This is a genomic window from Microbacterium sp. che218 (assembly GCF_040436305.1).
Classification (GTDB): domain Bacteria; phylum Actinomycetota; class Actinomycetes; order Actinomycetales; family Microbacteriaceae; genus Microbacterium; species Microbacterium algihabitans.
Genome location: NZ_AP031501.1, coordinates 3,054,040 through 3,070,690 on the forward strand (window position 1 = coordinate 3,054,040; position 16,651 = coordinate 3,070,690).

The 16,651-nt window shown below is 72.2% G+C and carries 16 protein-coding genes; 14 read left to right on the forward strand and 2 right to left on the reverse strand.

Annotation, left to right across the window (positions count from 1 at the left end; translation table 11 throughout):
- Positions 1 to 100: 100 nt before the first annotated feature.
- Together ABXS86_RS14385 and ABXS86_RS14390 are read left to right on the forward strand one after the other, a co-directional pair.
- Positions 101 to 1,105: a pyridoxal-phosphate dependent enzyme gene (locus ABXS86_RS14385; RefSeq protein WP_316001425.1), complete on the forward strand. Its 1,005-nt coding sequence runs from the start codon at positions 101 to 103 to the stop codon at positions 1,103 to 1,105.
- The gene (locus tag ABXS86_RS14390; protein ID WP_316001424.1) at positions 1,102 to 2,262 is read left to right on the forward strand and encodes a cystathionine gamma-synthase; all 1,161 of its coding nucleotides are present in this window, start codon (positions 1,102 to 1,104) and stop codon (positions 2,260 to 2,262) included. Before ABXS86_RS14385 ends, ABXS86_RS14390 begins: the two co-directional genes overlap by 4 nt.
- A gap of 81 nt (positions 2,263 to 2,343) precedes the next feature.
- Here the strand turns inward: ABXS86_RS14390 and ABXS86_RS14395 are convergent, their stop codons facing one another.
- Positions 2,344 to 2,979: an NADPH-dependent F420 reductase gene (locus ABXS86_RS14395; protein ID WP_353664920.1), complete on the reverse strand. Its 636-nt coding sequence runs from the start codon at positions 2,977 to 2,979 to the stop codon at positions 2,344 to 2,346.
- Between the two features lie 309 nt (positions 2,980 to 3,288).
- Here ABXS86_RS14395 and ABXS86_RS14400 point away from each other — a divergent pair, with 309 nt between their 5' ends.
- Genes ABXS86_RS14400 through ABXS86_RS14415 form a run of 4 tightly spaced genes read left to right on the forward strand, consistent with a single transcriptional unit; the run spans position 3,289 to position 6,110 of the window.
- Positions 3,289 to 4,083: a sulfite exporter TauE/SafE family protein gene (locus ABXS86_RS14400; protein WP_373459226.1), complete on the forward strand. Its 795-nt coding sequence runs from the start codon at positions 3,289 to 3,291 to the stop codon at positions 4,081 to 4,083.
- 40 nt (positions 4,084 to 4,123) lie between these two features.
- Positions 4,124 to 4,573 carry a MaoC family dehydratase N-terminal domain-containing protein gene (locus ABXS86_RS14405; protein ID WP_144786051.1) on the forward strand — a complete coding sequence of 150 codons (450 nt, stop codon included), beginning with the start codon at positions 4,124 to 4,126 and terminating at the stop codon, positions 4,571 to 4,573.
- Complete coding sequence (locus ABXS86_RS14410; RefSeq protein ID WP_144832701.1) at positions 4,570 to 4,974, forward strand: MaoC/PaaZ C-terminal domain-containing protein; 405 nt, start codon at positions 4,570 to 4,572, stop codon at positions 4,972 to 4,974. Before ABXS86_RS14405 ends, ABXS86_RS14410 begins: the two co-directional genes overlap by 4 nt.
- Positions 4,974 to 6,110 (forward strand): UDP-N-acetylmuramate dehydrogenase, encoded by a 1,137-nt coding sequence (locus tag ABXS86_RS14415; protein WP_353664921.1) that lies wholly within the window; start codon positions 4,974 to 4,976, stop codon positions 6,108 to 6,110. The genes ABXS86_RS14410 and ABXS86_RS14415 overlap by 1 nt, the downstream gene beginning before the upstream one ends.
- A 288-nt stretch (positions 6,111 to 6,398) precedes the next feature.
- Here ABXS86_RS14415 and ABXS86_RS14420 read toward each other — a convergent pair whose 3' ends face one another.
- On the reverse strand, positions 6,399 to 7,598 hold the full coding sequence (locus ABXS86_RS14420) for a pyridoxal phosphate-dependent aminotransferase (RefSeq protein ID WP_353664922.1): 1,200 nt from the start codon (positions 7,596 to 7,598) through the stop codon (positions 6,399 to 6,401).
- 79 nt (positions 7,599 to 7,677) lie between these two features.
- On the opposite strand from ABXS86_RS14420, the gene ABXS86_RS14425 reads away from it, so the two are divergent.
- Genes ABXS86_RS14425 through ABXS86_RS14460 form a run of 8 tightly spaced genes read left to right on the forward strand, consistent with a single transcriptional unit; the run spans position 7,678 to position 16,640 of the window.
- Positions 7,678 to 8,973, forward strand: coding sequence for a chloride channel protein (locus ABXS86_RS14425; protein ID WP_353664923.1), 1,296 nt, complete (start codon positions 7,678 to 7,680; stop codon positions 8,971 to 8,973).
- Positions 8,974 to 8,998: 25 nt separating this feature from the next.
- Positions 8,999 to 9,604 carry a nicotinamide riboside transporter PnuC gene (gene pnuC / locus ABXS86_RS14430; RefSeq protein WP_230705076.1) on the forward strand — a complete coding sequence of 202 codons (606 nt, stop codon included), beginning with the start codon at positions 8,999 to 9,001 and terminating at the stop codon, positions 9,602 to 9,604.
- Positions 9,597 to 10,667 carry an AAA family ATPase gene (locus ABXS86_RS14435; protein ID WP_353664924.1) on the forward strand — a complete coding sequence of 357 codons (1,071 nt, stop codon included), beginning with the start codon at positions 9,597 to 9,599 and terminating at the stop codon, positions 10,665 to 10,667. The genes pnuC and ABXS86_RS14435 overlap by 8 nt, the downstream gene beginning before the upstream one ends.
- A gap of 9 nt (positions 10,668 to 10,676) precedes the next feature.
- Positions 10,677 to 12,248 (forward strand): AAA family ATPase, encoded by a 1,572-nt coding sequence (locus ABXS86_RS14440; RefSeq protein ID WP_353664925.1) that lies wholly within the window; start codon positions 10,677 to 10,679, stop codon positions 12,246 to 12,248.
- Positions 12,245 to 12,886 (forward strand): potassium transporter Kef, encoded by a 642-nt coding sequence (locus ABXS86_RS14445; RefSeq protein ID WP_353664926.1) that lies wholly within the window; start codon positions 12,245 to 12,247, stop codon positions 12,884 to 12,886. Before ABXS86_RS14440 ends, ABXS86_RS14445 begins: the two co-directional genes overlap by 4 nt.
- On the forward strand, positions 12,883 to 14,700 hold the full coding sequence (locus ABXS86_RS14450) for a VWA domain-containing protein (protein ID WP_353664927.1): 1,818 nt from the start codon (positions 12,883 to 12,885) through the stop codon (positions 14,698 to 14,700). Before ABXS86_RS14445 ends, ABXS86_RS14450 begins: the two co-directional genes overlap by 4 nt.
- The gene (locus ABXS86_RS14455) at positions 14,693 to 15,301 is read left to right on the forward strand and encodes a phosphohydrolase (RefSeq protein ID WP_353664928.1); all 609 of its coding nucleotides are present in this window, start codon (positions 14,693 to 14,695) and stop codon (positions 15,299 to 15,301) included. The genes ABXS86_RS14450 and ABXS86_RS14455 overlap by 8 nt, the downstream gene beginning before the upstream one ends.
- Positions 15,294 to 16,640, forward strand: coding sequence for an AMP-binding protein (locus tag ABXS86_RS14460; RefSeq protein WP_353664929.1), 1,347 nt, complete (start codon positions 15,294 to 15,296; stop codon positions 16,638 to 16,640). The genes ABXS86_RS14455 and ABXS86_RS14460 overlap by 8 nt, the downstream gene beginning before the upstream one ends.
- Positions 16,641 to 16,651: the final 11 nt, after the last annotated feature.

The window sequence follows — 16,651 nt, forward strand, 5'->3', positions numbered from 1 at the left end:
GTGCTGACCTGTCGCTGTTGTCGCTGAACGCCTTCGCGTTCTCTTTCGACGACCCCGTCAGCCGCGCCGTCCCGGCGCACCGATCCCACAGGACCCCACCGTGCGTTACGCCCAGAGCGTCGCCGACCTCGTCGGCAACACCCCCCTCGTCCGCCTCTCGCGCGTCACCGACGGCATCGCCGCCACGGTGCTCGCGAAGATCGAGTACTTCAACCCCGGCGGATCCGCCAAAGACCGCATCGCCGCGAACATCGTCGATGCCGCGGAGCGCGACGGCCTGCTGCAGCCGGGCGGCGTGATCGTCGAGCCCACTAGCGGCAACACCGGCGTCGGCCTCGCCCTCATCGCGCAGCAGCGCGGGTACCGCTGCGTCTTCGTCGTGCCCGACAAGGTCGCCGAAGACAAGCGCGCGGTGCTGCGGGCCTACGGCGCGGAGGTCGTGGTGACCCCCACGAACGTCGAGCCCCACGACCCGAACTCGTACTACAGCGTCTCCGACCGCCTGGTGCGCGAGATCCCCGGGGCCTTCAAGCCCAACCAGTACGCCAATCCGAACGGCCCGCGCAGCCACTACGAGACCACCGGTCCCGAGATCTGGCGCGACACCGAGGGGCGGCTCACGCATTTCGTCGCCGGCGTCGGCACGGGCGGCACGATCACCGGCACCGGCCGATACCTCCGCGAGGTCGCCGGCTCGTCGGTGCGCATCGTCGGGGTCGACCCCGAGGGCTCGATCTACTCGGGCGACGACATCCACGGCTACGACGTCGAGGGCGTCGGCGAGGACTTCTGGCCGGCGGCCTTCGACCCCACCCTCGTCGACGGCTACGAGCGCGTCTCCGATGCGGAGTCGTTCGCGATGACCCGACGCCTCGCCCGCGAGGAGGGGTTGCTCGTCGGCGGCTCCAGCGGAATGGCCGTCGTCGGCGCGCTGCGCGTCGCGCGGGAGCTGCCGGCGGATGCCGTGGTCGTCGTGGTTCTGCCCGATCACGGCCGCGGCTACCTCAGCAAGATCTTCGACGACGACTGGATGACCGCGCGCGGCTACGACGTGTCTGCCGCGGCATCCGTTCTTCCCACCCCCACCCAGGAGCACTCCGCATGAGCACCCACGACGCCGCCCGCGGTTTCGACAGCCTCGCCGTCCACGCAGGTCAAGAGCCCGATGAGGCCACCGGCGCGGTCATCCCGCCGATCCACGTCTCGACGACCTACGCCCAGGACGGCATCGGCGGCCTTCGAGGCGGGTACGAGTACGGCCGCAGCGGCAACCCGACCCGGACGGCTCTCGAGACGCAGATCGCGGCTCTCGAGGGTGGTGCGCGCGCCCTGTCGTTCGCGTCGGGCCTGGCCGGTGAAGACGCGCTGCTGCGCGCCGCCCTCGTGCCCGGCGACGAGGTGCTGCTCGGCAACGACGTGTACGGCGGCACCTATCGCCTGCTGGCCCGGGTGCTCGGCCCCTGGGGCGTCAAGCTGCGCGTGGTCGACATGAGCGACCTGGACGCCGTGGCATCCGCCATCGAGGAGCGCGCGCCGCGCATGGTCTGGGTCGAGACGCCGAGCAACCCGATGCTGCGCATCACCGACATCGCCGGCCTCGCCGCCCTCGGCCACGCCGCGGGCGCCCTCGTCGTGGTGGACAACACCTTCGCCTCGCCGGCTCTGCAGCGGCCGCTGTCGCTCGGCGCCGACGTCGTGGTGCACTCGGCGACGAAGTACCTGGGCGGCCACAGCGACGTCGTGGGTGGCGCGCTGGCGTTCGCCGACGCCGACCTCGCCGAGAAGGTGCAGTTCCTGCAGTTCGCCGCGGGCGCGGTGTCGGGACCGTTCGACGCCTACCTGACCACGCGCGGCATCAAGACCCTCGCGGTGCGCATGCAGCGGCACAGCTCCAACGCGCAGGCGGTGGCCGAGCACCTGCTCGCCCACGACCGCGTCGCGAAGGTGTACTACCCGGGCCTGCCCTCGCACCCCGGTCACGAGCTGGCGGCACGGCAGATGAGCGGGTTCGGCGGCATCGTGTCGCTGGAGCTGGCCGACGGCGCGGCGGCCCGCCGCTTCGCGGAGTCGACCCGCCTGTTCACCCTCGCCGAGTCGCTCGGTGGCGTGGAGTCGCTCGTGAACTACCCGGATGCCATGACGCACGCCTCCGTCCGCGGCACGGAGCTCGCGGTGCCCGAGACGATCGTGCGTCTGTCGGTCGGCATCGAGTCGGTCGACGACCTGGTCGCCGACGTGGATCAGGCCCTCGCCGCGCTCTGACGCCCCGCGACCTCAGACGACGAACCCGGCCTCCCGCCAGAAGCGGGGGCCGGGTTCGTTCGTCTGCCTGAGGGGTGCGGGTCAGCGCTCGGCGCGGGCCAGGTTCTTCTCGAGCTCGTCGCGGTTCTGGCGCACCACGTAGGCGGGCTGGTCGCGCTCGACGCGCCAGCTCTCGCTCAGCGGGCCGACGTTGACGGTGTCGAAGCCGAACTCGTCGTAGATGCGCGTGACCAGGGCGACGGCCTCGTCGGAGTCGCTCGAGGTCGCCAGGGCGCGACGGTTCTCGGTGCCGGCAGGGGAACCGTCGGTCGTGATGTCGACGGCGGGGATGTGGTTGAAGGCCTTCACCACGGTCGATTGGGGCAGGTGCTCCTGAAGCATCTGCGAGGTGGTGGTCTTCTTCTGGTCGAGTTCGGCGATGTGGCCGTCGCGCTCGAAGTAGTAGTTGTTCGTGTCGAGCACCGTCTTGCCCACGAGCGGGGCGACGGGCACGGCGTCGATCGCCTTCAGCGGCACCGTCACCACGACGATGTCTCCGGCCTCCGCGGCCTCCTGTGCCGTGGCGGCGCGCGCCTTGTCGCCGACCTCGGCGACGAGGTCGCTCAGCGTCTCGGGGCCCCGAGAATTGGCGATGACCACGTCGTAACCGAGACCCGTGAAGCCCTTCGCCAGGGCCGAACCGATGTTGCCTGCTCCGATGATTCCTACAGTCGTCATGCAGGGGGGAACCGCGGCATCCGGTGACTCATTCCCGGGAGCGGTACCAAACCTTCAGCAACTTAAATAACTAGCAGTCCTAGATACTTTAGTCAATGGGTCGTGACCCGGATACCGGGGGTCATATCGTCATTCCTGTCGCACCCTCACGCGAGTGGTCGCAGTCCGGTGTTCGGGTCACCGTCCTGCTTGACCTGTGAGGGCGACGGCCCCCGGTGGACGCGGCTTCGGACCACCGGGGGCCGCTTTCGTTTCCGGGGAGGCGCCACGTCCGCGCTCCGCCCGGACGGTGGAAGACTTGTCGGCGTGATCCCCGAGACCCGCCCCACGCGCTCCGCCCGCCTGTATCTCGTCTGCATCGGCGTCGGACTCCTCGCCGGTCTCATGTCCGGACTGTTCGGCGTGGGTGGCGGCACGGTCATCGTGCCCCTGCTCGTGCTGCTCCTCGGCTTCGATCAGCGACTCGGTGCCGGAACCTCGCTCGCCGCGATCGTCCCCACGGCATCCGTCGGTGTCATCACCTACGCCATCGACGGGCACGTCGCGTGGCTCCCCGCCCTGATCCTGGCCGCCTTCGCCGTGGTCGGCGCCCAGATCGGCACGTGGCTTCTGCCCAAGCTGTCGCAGACCGCCCTGCGCTGGGCGTTCGTGGCGTTCCTCGTCGTGGTGATGGTGAGCCTGTTCTTCGTGATCCCCTCGCGCGACGCGGAACTCGAGCTCACCTGGATCACCGGACCGGGCCTCGCGCTGCTCGGTGTCATCACCGGAATCCTGGCGGGTCTGCTCGGCGTCGGAGGGGGCATCATCGTCGTCCCCGCCCTGCTGCTGCTGTTCGGCACGAGCGACCTCATCGCCAAGGGCACGTCGCTGCTCATGATGATCCCCACGGCGATCTCGGGCACGGTCGGCAACCTGCGCCGCTCCAACGTCGACGTACGCGCAGCCCTGTTCATCGGCGTTGCGGCGTGCCTCACCACCCCGGTGGGAGCCCTCATCGCCAAGTTCGTCGACCCGTTCGTGGGCAACGTGCTGTTCGCGATCTTCCTCGTCTTCATCGCCTCGCAGATGGCGGTCAAGGCTGTGCGCGGGCGCCACCAGCGCTGATCCACCGCGGCGGCGCGAACCCGCTCGATAGACTGAGCGGGTGCCCGTGAACCCCGAACTCGTCGGTCGTGCCTTCGCGCCGACCGCCCCCTACCTGGTCGGCCGAGAGAAGGTGCGCGAGTTCGCCCGCGCCGTCTTCGCCGACGCGCCGCAGCACACCGACCCCGAGGCCGCGCGCGCCCTGGGGTACGCCGATGTGGTGGCTCCGCCGACCTTCGCGATGGTCGTGCAAGACCTCACGCTGCAGCAGCTGCTCGGCGACCCCGACTCCGGGATCGAGCTGTCGCGCCTCGTGCACGCCGAGCAGCGATTCCGCTACACGCGGCCCATCGTCGCGGGCGACGAGCTCGTCGCGACGCTCTCGGTCACCGGCATCCGCACCATGGGCGGCAACGCGATGATCACGAGCGAGGCCGAGATCGTGGATGCCGACGGCGCCCACGTCGTCACGACGACGAGCGTCCTGCTCGCAGGGGAGGCCGGCGCATGAGCCCGTTCACCGTCGGCGAGGTCGTCGCCGAACGCTCCGTCCACCTCACCCGTGAGTCACTCGTGCGGTACGCCGGCGCCTCGGGCGACTTCAACCCCATCCACTACCGCGACGACGTCGCCGCGGCCGTCGGGCTCCCCGGCGTGCTCGCTCACGGCATGCTCACGATGGGCATCGCCGTGGGCACACTGGCCGAAGCCCTCGGCGACAGCGGACGCATCGTCGAGTACGGCGTGCGCTTCACCCGCCCGGTGGTCGTCGACCCCGAGACCGGGGCCGACCTGCACGTCAGCGCGAAGGTCGGAGCCGTCGACGACGAGACCGCCCGCATCGACCTGACCGTCACGTTCGCCGAGACGACGGTGCTCGGCAAGGCGCAGGTGCGGGTGCGGCTCGGTTGATGCCCGACGTCGAATCCGTTCCGCTCGCGCAGCTCACCACGCTGCGCACCGGTGGTGCGCCCGCGCGCCTGATCGAAGCGCGGTCGGCCGACGAACTCGTCGCGACCCTGCGCGAGGTCTGGGCCGAGGGCGAGCCGTGGTTCGTGCTCGGCGGCGGCTCGAACCTGTTCGTCGGCGACGAGCCGTTCGAGGGCACCGTCGTGCGCATCCGCACCTCGGGCATCGAAGAGCTGCCGGGCTCGCACGAGGGCACGGTGCGGCTGCGCGTTCAGGCCGGGCACGACTGGGACGCCCTGGTCGCTGAAACGGTGGCGCGCGGGTTCGCCGGCATCGAGGCGATGTCGGGCATCCCCGGCACCGTCGGCGCCGCCCCCGTGCAGAACGTCGGAGCCTACGGCCAAGAGATCGTGCAGACCCTTGTCGAGGTCGAGCTGCTGGATGCCACCACGGGCGAGGTCTCGACCGTCTCGGCATCCGATCTCGGACTCGGCTTCCGCACCTCGGTGCTCAAGCACCACTACGGGTCGGAGCCCGAGCGGCCCGGGGTCATCGTGTCGGTGACGCTCGAGCTCGAGCGCGTCGGTGCCGAAGAGCAACCGATCGCGGGCGACCAGCTGCGCGGAGCGCTCGGTCTCGAACCGGGTCAGGCGGTGTCGCTGCGGTGGATCCGCGAGCACGTGCTCGCCACGCGCGCCCGCAAGGGCATGGTGCTCGACGCCGAAGACCCCGACACCTGGAGCGCGGGCTCGTTCTTCCAGAACGCGATCGTCTCGGAGGCCTTCGCCCGCACCCTCCCGGCCGAGTGCCCGAAGTGGCCCCTGACGCCGGTGCTCGATCCGGTGACGGTCATTCCGCTCGCCGCATTCGACGGCATCCTGCCCCCGCCCCCCGTGGTGTCGCGGCAGGTCAAGGTGAGCGCGGCCTGGCTCATCGAGAACGCCGGTCTGTCGCGCGGCTTCCGCTTCCCGCGCTCGCGCGCCGGGCTCTCGACCAAGCACACGCTCGCCCTGACCAATCGCGGAGAGGCGACAGCGGCCGAGATCGCCGAGCTCGCGCGCTTCGTGCAGAGTCGCGTGCAGGCCGAGTTCGGCCTGCTGCTGCAGCCCGAGCCGGTGCTGGTCAACGTCGAGCTGTAGCCCCGCCCGTTGCGGCATCCGCGTGCCGTCCTGCGGATGCGGGCGTCGACACGCCGGTCGCCGGTGCCGCGGGTCGGCGTGTCGACCGTGGCGTCCGCACGACGGTCGCGGGCGCTCGCGCGCGGGCCGCGTGCTGTCCTGCGGATGCGGGCGTCGACACGCCGGTCGTGGGTGCCGCGGAACGGCGTGTCGGCCGTGGCGTCCGCGCGACGGTCGTGGGCGACCCGCCCGGAACGACCGCGGGGCGGCCACCGGAATCCCGGCGACCGCCCCGACGGACGTGGAAGGTCAGGCGAACAGGCGCTGGAGGCGCTGGATGCCCTCGAGCAGCTGGTCGTCGCCCAGGGCGTACGACAGGCGCAGGTAGCCGCTCGGGCCGAAGGCCTCGCCGGGAACGACGGCGACCTCGGCCTGCTCGAGGATGAGGTCGGACAGCTCGAGCGAGGTGGTGGGCGTGACGCCGCCCCAGGTGCGGTTCAGCAGGCCCTGCACGTCGGGGTAGACGTAGAACGCGCCGAGCGGGTTGGGCACCTCGACGCCGTCGATCTTCGACAGCTCCGACACGATCAGCTGACGGCGGCGGTCGAAGGCGAGGCGGAACTGCTCGGCCTCGTCCTGCGGGCCGGTGAGCGCTGCGGCGGCGGCGAGCTGCGCGACGTTGTTGACGTTGCTCGACAGGTGCGACTGCAGGTTGCCGGCGAGCTTCATGGCATCCGCCGGCCCGACCATCCAGCCCACGCGCCACCCGGTCATGGCGTAGGTCTTGGCCACGCCGTTGACCAGGATGGTCTGTCCCGCGAGCTCGGGCACGGCCTCGACGATCGAGACGGCCTTGACGCCCTCGTAGGTGAGGTTCTGGTAGATCTCGTCGGTGATGACCCAGATGCCGTGCTCGAGGGCCCAACGGCCGATCTCGGCGGTCTCTTCGGGCGTGTAGACCGATCCGGTGGGGTTCGAGGGCGAGACGAACACCAGCACCGTGGTCTTGTCGGTGCGCGCGGCCTCGAGCTGGGCGACCGTGACCTTGTAGTCCTGGTCGGCCCCGGCGAACACCTCGACGGGCGTGCCGTCGGCGAGGGCGATGGCCTCGGGGTAGGTGGTCCAGTAGGGGGCGGGCAGCAGCACCTCGTCGCCGGGGTTCACCACCGTCTGGAACGCCTGGTACACCGACTGCTTGCCGCCGTTGGTCACGATGACCTGCGAGGGCGCGACCTCGAGGCCCGAGTCGCGGAGGGTCTTCGCGGCGATGGCCTCGCGCAGCACGGGGAGACCGGCGGCGGGGGTGTAGCGGTAGTTCTTCGGGTCGTGCAGCGCCTTCGCTGCGGCATCCACGATGAACGAGGGCGTGGCGAAGTCGGGCTCGCCGGCCGCGTACGAGATGACCGGTCGGCCGGCGGCCTGGAGGGCCTTGGCCTTGGCGTCGACCTTGAGGGTCGCGGACTCGGCGATGGCGGACAGCTTGCGGGAGAGCGGGGCGCGGGAAGTCACGGTTCCGAGCCTACTGTTCGCGCCCTCCCGAGCCGAGGGCCGTGACGACTCCGAAACACGGCTCCACTAGCGTGGCCGGGTGACCGCCGCTCCCGCCTCTCCCGTGCGCTCTCGCCGCGGGGGATTGGCAACGCTCCTCCGCCTCGGTATCGCCACCCTCATCACCGGAGTCGCCACGGGGCTCGCGGTGCTGCTGCTGGTGTGGATCGTGCACAGCCTCGAGCACCTCGTGTGGGGGCACGAAGAGGGTCCGTTCCTCGACGGTCTGGCGTACCCGTCGGTGTGGTGGCTGCCCATCGTCACCGTCGGCGGGGCCGGTGTGGTCGCCGCCGTCGGGTGGTACCTGCTGCGCCGCTTCGGCCGCACGCTCGCCACGGTCGAGCAGGGGGTCGACGGGGCCCGGATGCCGTGGTGGGAGACCCTCGTCGACACGGTCCTCCAGGTGGGGTCGGTCGCGATGGGCGCCTCGATCGGCAAGGAGGTCGCCCCGCGCGAGCTGTCGGCGATGGCCGGATCGAAGATCGTGCGGTGGTTCGGCCTCGACCCCCGGTGGCGCCGCATCCTGATCGCATCGGCCGCGGGCGCGGGTCTCGCCGCGGTCTACAACGTCCCCCTGGCCGGTGCGCTCTTCGCCGTCGAGATCCTCCTCGCGCAGTTCAGCGTGGGTGCGGCCGTGGTCGCCCTGACCGTCAGCGCCGTCGCGACGCTCGTCGCACGCCCTCTCGTCGGCGACGGGTCGCTGTACACGGTGGGATCGCTCGAAGTGAACGCCTCGCTGATCGTCGCGGCCGTGCTCATCGGCCCTCTCATGGGATGGGGTGCCACGAGCTTCGCGACCATCACGAAGAAGCTGTCGCGCTTCCGCCCCCAGGGGTGGAAGCTGCTGGTCGTCCTGCCCCTCGCCTTCACCGCGGTCGGCGCGCTCGGCGCCGCATTCCCGCTCGTCCTCGGCAACGGTCGGGCTCTCGCCACCGCCGGCTTCGACCTGTCGCAGCCGGCCCTGCTGCTCATCGCGCTCGCCGTGCTGAAGTACGTCGCGACGACCGTCTCGCTCGGCTCGGGGGCGATCGGCGGCACGCTGCAGCCGTCGGTCGCGATCGGTGCCGCGCTCGGTGCGGCCGCTGCGGCCGGCTGGGCGTTCGTGTGGCCCGGTGCCGACGGCACGGCGCTCGCGATCGTCGCGGCATCCGCGTTCCTCGCCTCGAACATGCGCGCCCCCTTCACGGCGATCGCGCTCATCATCGAGTTCACGAACACCGGGTTCACGCTGCTGCTGCCGATCTTCCTCGCCGTGGCCGGGTCGCTCGTGGCCTCCAAACTCACCTCGCGCGAGAGCCTGCGCCCGTTCGCGCCGATCGACCCCGCACGACCGTAGCGCCGGCGGCACCTAGGCTCGACGGGTGATCGAGTGGATCTTGGCCGAGTGGATGCAGATCCTGGGGTTCGCGACGGGTGCCGCGTGCGTGGTGCTCGCCGCGCGGCGCAACGTCTGGACCTATCCGATCGGCATCGCCAACAACGTCGTCTTCCTCGCGGTGTTCGTCCCCGCGGGCCTCTACGCCTCGGCCGCGCTGCAGCTGGTCTACCTCGTGCTGGGCGTGCACGGGTGGATCCGGTGGACGCGCGGCGTCGAGCACGACCGCGGATACGTGGCCCGCACACCGCGTCGAGCGGTGCCCTGGTTGATCGCCGTGGCGATCGTCGGCACCGCCGTGCTGACGTGGGTGCTGGCGACCTTCACCGACTCCCAGGTGGCGGTGGCGGATGCCGCGACCACCTCGGCCAGCCTCGTCGCCCAGTACATGCTCAACCGAAAGTGGATCGAGAACTGGGGCGTGTGGATCGCGGTCGACGTCGCGTTCGTCGGCCTGTCGATCGCGACCGGACTGTGGATCATCGCCGCGCTCTACGCCCTGTTCATCGTGCTGTGCATCGGCGGATGGCGGGGATGGACCCGTGTCATGCGGGAGAGCCCCGCCGCCGCGCCCGCGGACGCACGTGTCTGAGCGGCGGTTCCGACACGGCGTGGTGGTGGGCAAGTTCTACCCCTTCCACGCCGGGCACGCTCATCTGATCCGCTCGGCGGCGCGGGCCTGCGACCGCGTCACGGTCGAGGTGATCGCGGCATCCGTCGAGAACATCCCGCTCGAGCGGAGGGTCGCGTGGATTCGCGAGGGGCACCCGAGCGTGCGCGTGGTCGACCTCGTCGACGACACCCCCGTCGACTTCGCCTCCGAGACCGCGTGGGACGCGCACACCGCGACCATCGGGGGACTGCTCGACGAGCCCGCCGACGTCGTCTTCACCTCCGACGACTACGGCGGGGAGCTCGCGCGGCGCCTGGGGGCCGAGTGGGTGCAGGTCGACCCCGGTCGCGTGATCAACCCCGTCTCGGGTACCGCGATCCGCGCGGATCTCGCCGCGCACTGGTCGGAACTGTCGCCCGCCACGCGGGCCGACCTCGCCGCGCGCATCGTCGTGCTGGGCGCCGAGTCGACGGGGTCGACCACCCTGGCCGCGGCGCTCGCCGCGGAACTCGGCACGCTGTGGGTGCCGGAGTACGGACGCGAGCTCAGCGAGACGCGCGAGGGCGGGCTCGACGCCCCCTGGCGCAGCGATGAGTTCGACCTCGTCGTCGATCGGCAGATCGCCTGGGAGGACGAGGCGCTGCGGCGGGTTCCCACCCCGGTGCTCGTGTGCGACACCGATGTGCTGGCGACGGCCCTCTGGCACGAGCGGTACGTCGGGTTCGCCGCCGATCGCCTGCATGCCCGGGCCGCCGCCCATCCGCCGGCGCTGTACGTGCTGACCGGCGATGAGATCCCTTTCGTGCAGGACGGCATGCGCGACGGCGAGCACATCCGCGCCGACATGCAGGAGCGTTTCCGCGAGGTGCTCGCCGCGCAGTCCGTGCCCTGGCTCGAGGTGCGCGGGTCGGTCGCCGAACGGCTCGCCCAGGCCCTGCCCGCCGTCCGCGCCGCGGTGGCGCGGGCGACGTCGTTCACCGCTCCGCTGGAGGGCCGGCCGCTCGCCGAGCAGGAGGAGCTCCGCCGACGGGCCGGCCGTTAGGCTGGCGCGATGGTCGACCGCTGGCACAAGCTCTCCGAGTCACCCACGACGTCGAACGCCGCGGACGGGGTCGCCCCGCTCACCGCGGCCGACCTCTTCCGCGAGGCGCCCGCCCCGGCCGCGCCGCCGCTCGACGAGAAGCTGCGGCAGACGTACTACTGGATCGTCAACCGCGCGGTCATCTCGCCCTACTACGACGTGGAGTTCTCCTCGGGGCGCCCGCTCACGTTCGAGCTGGGCGACGCCGGCGCCGAGCTCACGCTGCCGAACGAGCCGTCGTACTCCTCGAACGTGCTGCTGCCGCTGCTGAGCTTCGCGGTCGGCGGCAAGTGCCTGCTGATCGGTGGGCCGGGCCGCGGCAAGACGACGGTCGCGGTGCTCATGGGAGTGCTCGCGGGCTCGACGCCCGAGGAGGTGCGGCGCGGCGTGCAGCAGGGGCAGCCGCAGCTGTCGATCAGCGACCTCGTCGGCATCCCGCTGCCGCGCGACCTCATGAACGCGTCGAGCCTGGCCGAGATCGGCATCGCGTGGCGCGAGTGGTTGTCGCGTCCGGTCAAGATCGTCGACGAGTACAACCGCATCCCCACCAAGACCCAGTCGGCCCTGCTGACGATGGTGGCCGAGGGCTACGTCGAGAGCCACGATCAGATGCGTCGCACGGCCCCGGCCTCGGGCGTGGAGAGCTGGTTCTTCACCGCCAACGACGACGCGGGCGGGGGCACCTTCCCCGTCATCCAGGCGCTGCGCGACCGCATGGACGTCACCGTTCCCGCGGCGGGCTTCAACAGCCGCTTCCTCGACGAGCTCGTCGCCCGGGTCGAAGCGGGCGAGAAGCCCGAGGAGCACGTGCCCGCCGAGCTCGTGTTCGGCCCCGACGAGCAGTCGGCGATGCGCGCGGCGATCCGTGCCGTGCCGGTGCCGGCCGAGGTGCGGCGGCGACTGGAGTTCTTCCTCGGCCACTTCGAGTTCGTGCAGGGCGGCGGGCGCCGCTTCGAGTACCGCACGAAAGACACGGTGACCACGGCGGGCGGCCGGGTCGCCGAGGTGATCGAGGCGAACTCCGGTGCCGACCTCATGACCGACCCGGGCGCCCAGACCCTCAACGGCCTGTCTGTCCGGGCGCTGCAGACCCTCATCGTCTACGCCAAGGCGGTCGCCTGGTTCCGGGGCCGTGACGCGGTGTCCGTCGCCGACGTGGGCGCGATGCTGCCGTTCGTGCTGCGCGGCAAGCTGCTGCCCAACCCCACGCATCCGCGCTTCGACGTGGGCGCCGAGCGCGAGCTCAGCACCGACGTGATGAGCTGGCTCGCCGACCTGTTCGCCGAGTCGTGCCGGCAGTTCGACGCCCTCGGTCGCGGCGCCGACGATCCCGTCGGTGATCTGCTCGCGCAGCTCGAGGCGGGCCTCGACGGCGTCGGGGCGGTGGAAGCCGGTCGTCGCCTCACCGAGATCGAGGCGCGCCTGCGCACGGTCGCGGGCACCGGCAAGCTCTACGGGCGCGACTTCGACGACCTCATGGCGCTCAAGTACCTGCACCAGCGCTACACGGCCTACCTGCGCTGGCTCGAGGGGCGTTCGTGATCCGACGCCCCGGCCACCTCGCCGATCGCACTCCGCCGGTGGGCACTCCGGTGCCGGTCGAGGGGCTCGACCTGGCGCTGGCGGGGCGCAACGTCGCGGCGGCGGGCGGCTCGGCCGAGCGGTTCGCGGTGTCGTTCGCCGCGGGACGCGCCGCCGCCGAGAGCATCGATCCCATCGCCCTCGCGGGCATCGCGGGCTGGCGGGCCGGGGCGCTCGGCCTGCGCGACGACGCCCTGCGCAGCGTCGATTCGGTGCGGTCGACGGGTGCCGGGGCGGCTGCGGCGGCCGCCCTGGGGATGGATGCCGCCGACCTGGGCGCCTTCGTCGACCGGCAGCGCACCGACCGGTACTGGTGGCCGGGCCGCCGCGAGGCCAACGGCTACGTCTGTGCGGTCGGGGGGTTCCGCGGCCTCGGCGGGGCGTGGACGGCGCCGCCGGCCGACGGTCGACCGCTCGACGTGGACGGCGCGTTCGCCGTGCGAACCGGGGAGCGGTGGTGGCGCATCGACGCCGACGCGTGGGGGTCTCGCCTGAGCCCGCTCGACGACGAGCCCGAGCCGGGCGCCGCGGGCGCGGCATCCGTCCTCACCTTCGCCGACTCGTACCTGGCGTGGATCCACGTCGCGGAGCCCGCATGAGCACGACGACCGCGCCGGTCGGCAGTGACCTGGCGGCGTGGGAGGCGGCGCAGCGGCTGTGGGGCGTGCGGCTGCACGACGCGCGCATGGCTCCCGGCGCGGGGGAGGAGCAGGGCGCTCCCGCGTGGTTCACCTTTCCGCCGGTGGTCACGGTCGACCCGGTCATGGTCGCGCGGCTCGGGGGAGCGGACGAGATGGAGAGCGTGTTCGCGCACGAGCTCGGGCACCACGTGCTCGCCCCCAGCACGCGCCTGGACGCCCTGAAGATCCGGCATCAGATGGCCCGTGCCCTGCAGGCCGCGGGTGCTCCCGCCCTGCGCGACGCGGATCTCGCGCTGATGTCGAACCTGTGGACCGACCTGCTCGTCAACGCACGCGTCGCGATTCTGCAGCGACGGCGCGACGGCGCGGGCGAGCCCGGCATCGTGCGGTTGTCGCGGGAGCTGTACCGCGCGTCGCGCTCGTCGCCGAGCCCGCTGTGGTGGGTCTACCTGCGCACCTACGAGCTGCTGTGGAACCTGCCGGGCGGAACCCTCTGCGACCCCGAGCCGCCGGAGCCCGACCGACGCCCGCCGAAGCAGAAGCAGGAACTGCCGTGGACGCGCATCGCCGCGGAGCATCGCGCCGCCGAGAAGGCGCTGCGGCAGGCGCGGAAGGCCGCCGAGCGCGTGTCCGACGAACTGGCCGAGGCGACGGTCACGCGTCCTGCGCTCGACGCCGACGTGCTCGCCTCGCTCGTGCGCACCTTCGCGGGCGATGCCGTGGCCGGGGCCCTGCGCTTCGGCGTCGTGGTGGCGCCCTACCTCATCGACCCGCGCACCGACGGCGCGGGCTCGCTCCCCGGCGGCACGTGTGCGGCCGACACCGCCGCACCGACCCCCTCGGAGCTCGGCCGGGTGCTGTCGGACCGGCGATTGAGCGGCGCCGTCCCCTCCTCCGCGGGGGCCGCGGCCGCGTCGGCGGCGAAGGGGTCGTCCACCGGTCAGGCCCTCGGGATCGCGCAGACCCTCGAGCTGTACGCCGACGCCGACCCGGCCGCCGTGATCGCGGCCTGGTACCGCGCCGAGGCGACGCGGTGGGTGCGTCCGTTCACCCAACGGTTGCCGCGCGCGGTCTCGGCCGATCTTCCGGGACCGTTCGAGAGCTGGGAGACCGGCGACGACCTCGCCGACCTCGACTGGCCTGCGACGCTGCAGGCGGGCGGGGTGGTCGTCCCGGGGGTGACGACCCTGCGGCGGTCGTACCTGGCCGATGACCCGCCGCCGGTGTCGTCGAGCATCGATCTCGACCTCTACATCGACAGCTCGGGCTCGATGCCGCAGCCGCAGACGGGCTCGCCCGCCGTGCTCGCGGGCACGATCCTCGCGCTGTCGGTGCTGCGCGGAGGGGGACGGGTCCGCGTGACCAGCTTTTCGGGGCCCGGCCAGGTCGCCGGCCACGAGGAGTACTCCCGCGACCCCGCGCGCACGATCGCCGACCTCGCCCACTTCTTCGCCGGCGGCACGACGTTCCCCCTCGACCTGCTCGACAAGAGGTACGCCGGACGAGGGACTCCGGATGCCGCGCACCGCCGTCACCTCGTCGTCCTCTCCGACGACGGGCTGACCTCGCTCTTCGGCGACGGTGACCCCGCTCGGGCCGATGTCGCGCCCCGGGTGCGCAAAACGCTCAGCACGGCGACCCTCGTCGTGCTCGATCGACAGCACCGGGTCGCGGAGCCGGCGCTGCGGGCGGGATACGACGTGATGTACATCGAACGGATGGATGACGCGCCCGCGGTGTGCGCCCGACTGGCGGAGGTGCTCGGTGGCTGAGGCGGACGATCTGCTGAGCGTGTGGTCGTCGATCGCACCGCCCGAAGACACGGCGTGGGCGAGCGCCCGGCCCGGCCCCGGGGTCGACGAGATCGCGGCGCGCCTGTCGAGCGTGCCGCGTCCGTTCCTCGATGACGACGTCTCGCTGCGTGCGCTCGCCGGTGACGTGCTGGGCCGCCCCCTGGCATCCGTCGATCACGCCGACGCCGAGCGGGTGCGCACGGGCGCGGCGATCGGTCTGTGGGTGGTGGCGAGCGAAGACCTCGTGCAGCCGTTCGCCCCGTCGCTGGCGGGCGGCGACGTGACGCGCGCGATCGACGCCCTCGCCCTGCGCCTCGCGCCCGTGGTCGATCCGCGCGACTGGCTCGCCGACGCCGAGCGGCGGGAAGAGGCGGCGCGCACCTTCCTGCTGTGGGCCGGTTTCCTGCCGGCCGGCGAAGACCGCGAGACCGCACACGCCCTCCTCGACGCGCGCGACTCGCTGCGCCGGAACGCCGCGCTCGCCGAGGCCTACGCCGCCTACCGCCATCGTGAGGAGATCGCCCGCCGACTCGCGGAGGCACGGGCTCGGGAGGCCGCCGCGAGGTACTCGAGTGAGTGACGACGACCCGCTCGCGCTCGGCGAGTACCGGCCGGGGTCTGCGGCGGTGCTGACGGATGCCGAGCGGTGGCCGACCCTCGACGCCGACGGCGCCGCGCGGCTGCAGCGCTGGCGCACGCACTCGGCAGCCCCCGCGTGGGTGCACGCCACGGGGGATCGCCTCTCGGCCGAGGCCGTCGACCGCGCGCGCACGCCGCTGCCGCTCGACGGGTGGCTCGACGAGCACCTCGCCGTCGCCCGCGCGCTGCCGTTCTACCGTCGGATGGCGGGACTTCGGACCCTCGACGATTTCCCTCTGATCGGGCGCGCCGATCTCGTCGCCGACATCTCGGCGTTCGTCCCCCTCGACGCCGACCTCGACCGGATGCTGCACGGCACGAGCTCGGGGTCGACGGGGGCGGCGCTGGTCATCCCCGACGACGTCGAGGAGGTGGCGCGCGGGTTCTACCTGCTCGTTCGCCTCGTCCGCGAGGCGGGAGTCGACTGGGAGCCGGATGCCGAGCGGCTTGCGCTCATGTGGGTGCTGCAGCAGCGCCAAGCCTTCACGTACGTGTCGATCGTCAGCGGCTTCGCCCAGCGCGCCATGGCGCGGGTCAACCTCGATCGGGGCGCCTGGCGGGCGGCATCCGATCGCTCGACGTTCGTGCGTGACGCTGATCCGCAGGTGATCTCGGGCAACCCCACGAGTCTGTCCGAACTGCTGACCCCCGAGCTGCGGGCCGTCGTGCGCCCGCTCGCCCTGTTCTCGGGCGCGATGGCCCTGTCGGCGCCGCTGCGCGCCGCGCTCGAGGCCGCCTTCTCGTGCCCCGTGTTCGATGTGTACGGCCTGCACGAGACCCGGCCGATCGCGGTGCGCACCGACGATGGGCCGTTCCGCGTGCTCGACCGGCGCGTCCACGTCGAGGTGCTCGACGCCGCGGGCGAGCCGGTGTCCGACGGCGCGATGGGCGAGATCACGGTGACCGCGGGCGAGAACCCCCTGCTGCCTCTCGTGCGGTATCGCACCGGCGACTTCGGTCGGCTCGTCGACCTCCCCGGCGGAGGCGTCGGCATCGCCGACCTCGAGGGGCGCGAGCACACCGACTTCGTCAGCGCCGCGGGGGCGCGCGTGCCGTCGGTCGACCTCACGCAGCAGCTGCAGAGCCACGGCGCGCACGGCTGGACGGTGGAGCAGAGAGCGGACGGCGGCCTCGAGGTGACGATCGCGGGAGGCGACGGGGCGGCGATCGCGGCGGCGCTGCGGGCGCTGCTCGATCAGCCCGTACAGCTCGAGCGCGTCGAGCGTCTCGCCGACCTCGGCGAGGGCAAACCCCGACGCTTCCGATCCGCCGCGCGCTGACGCATGCCGGA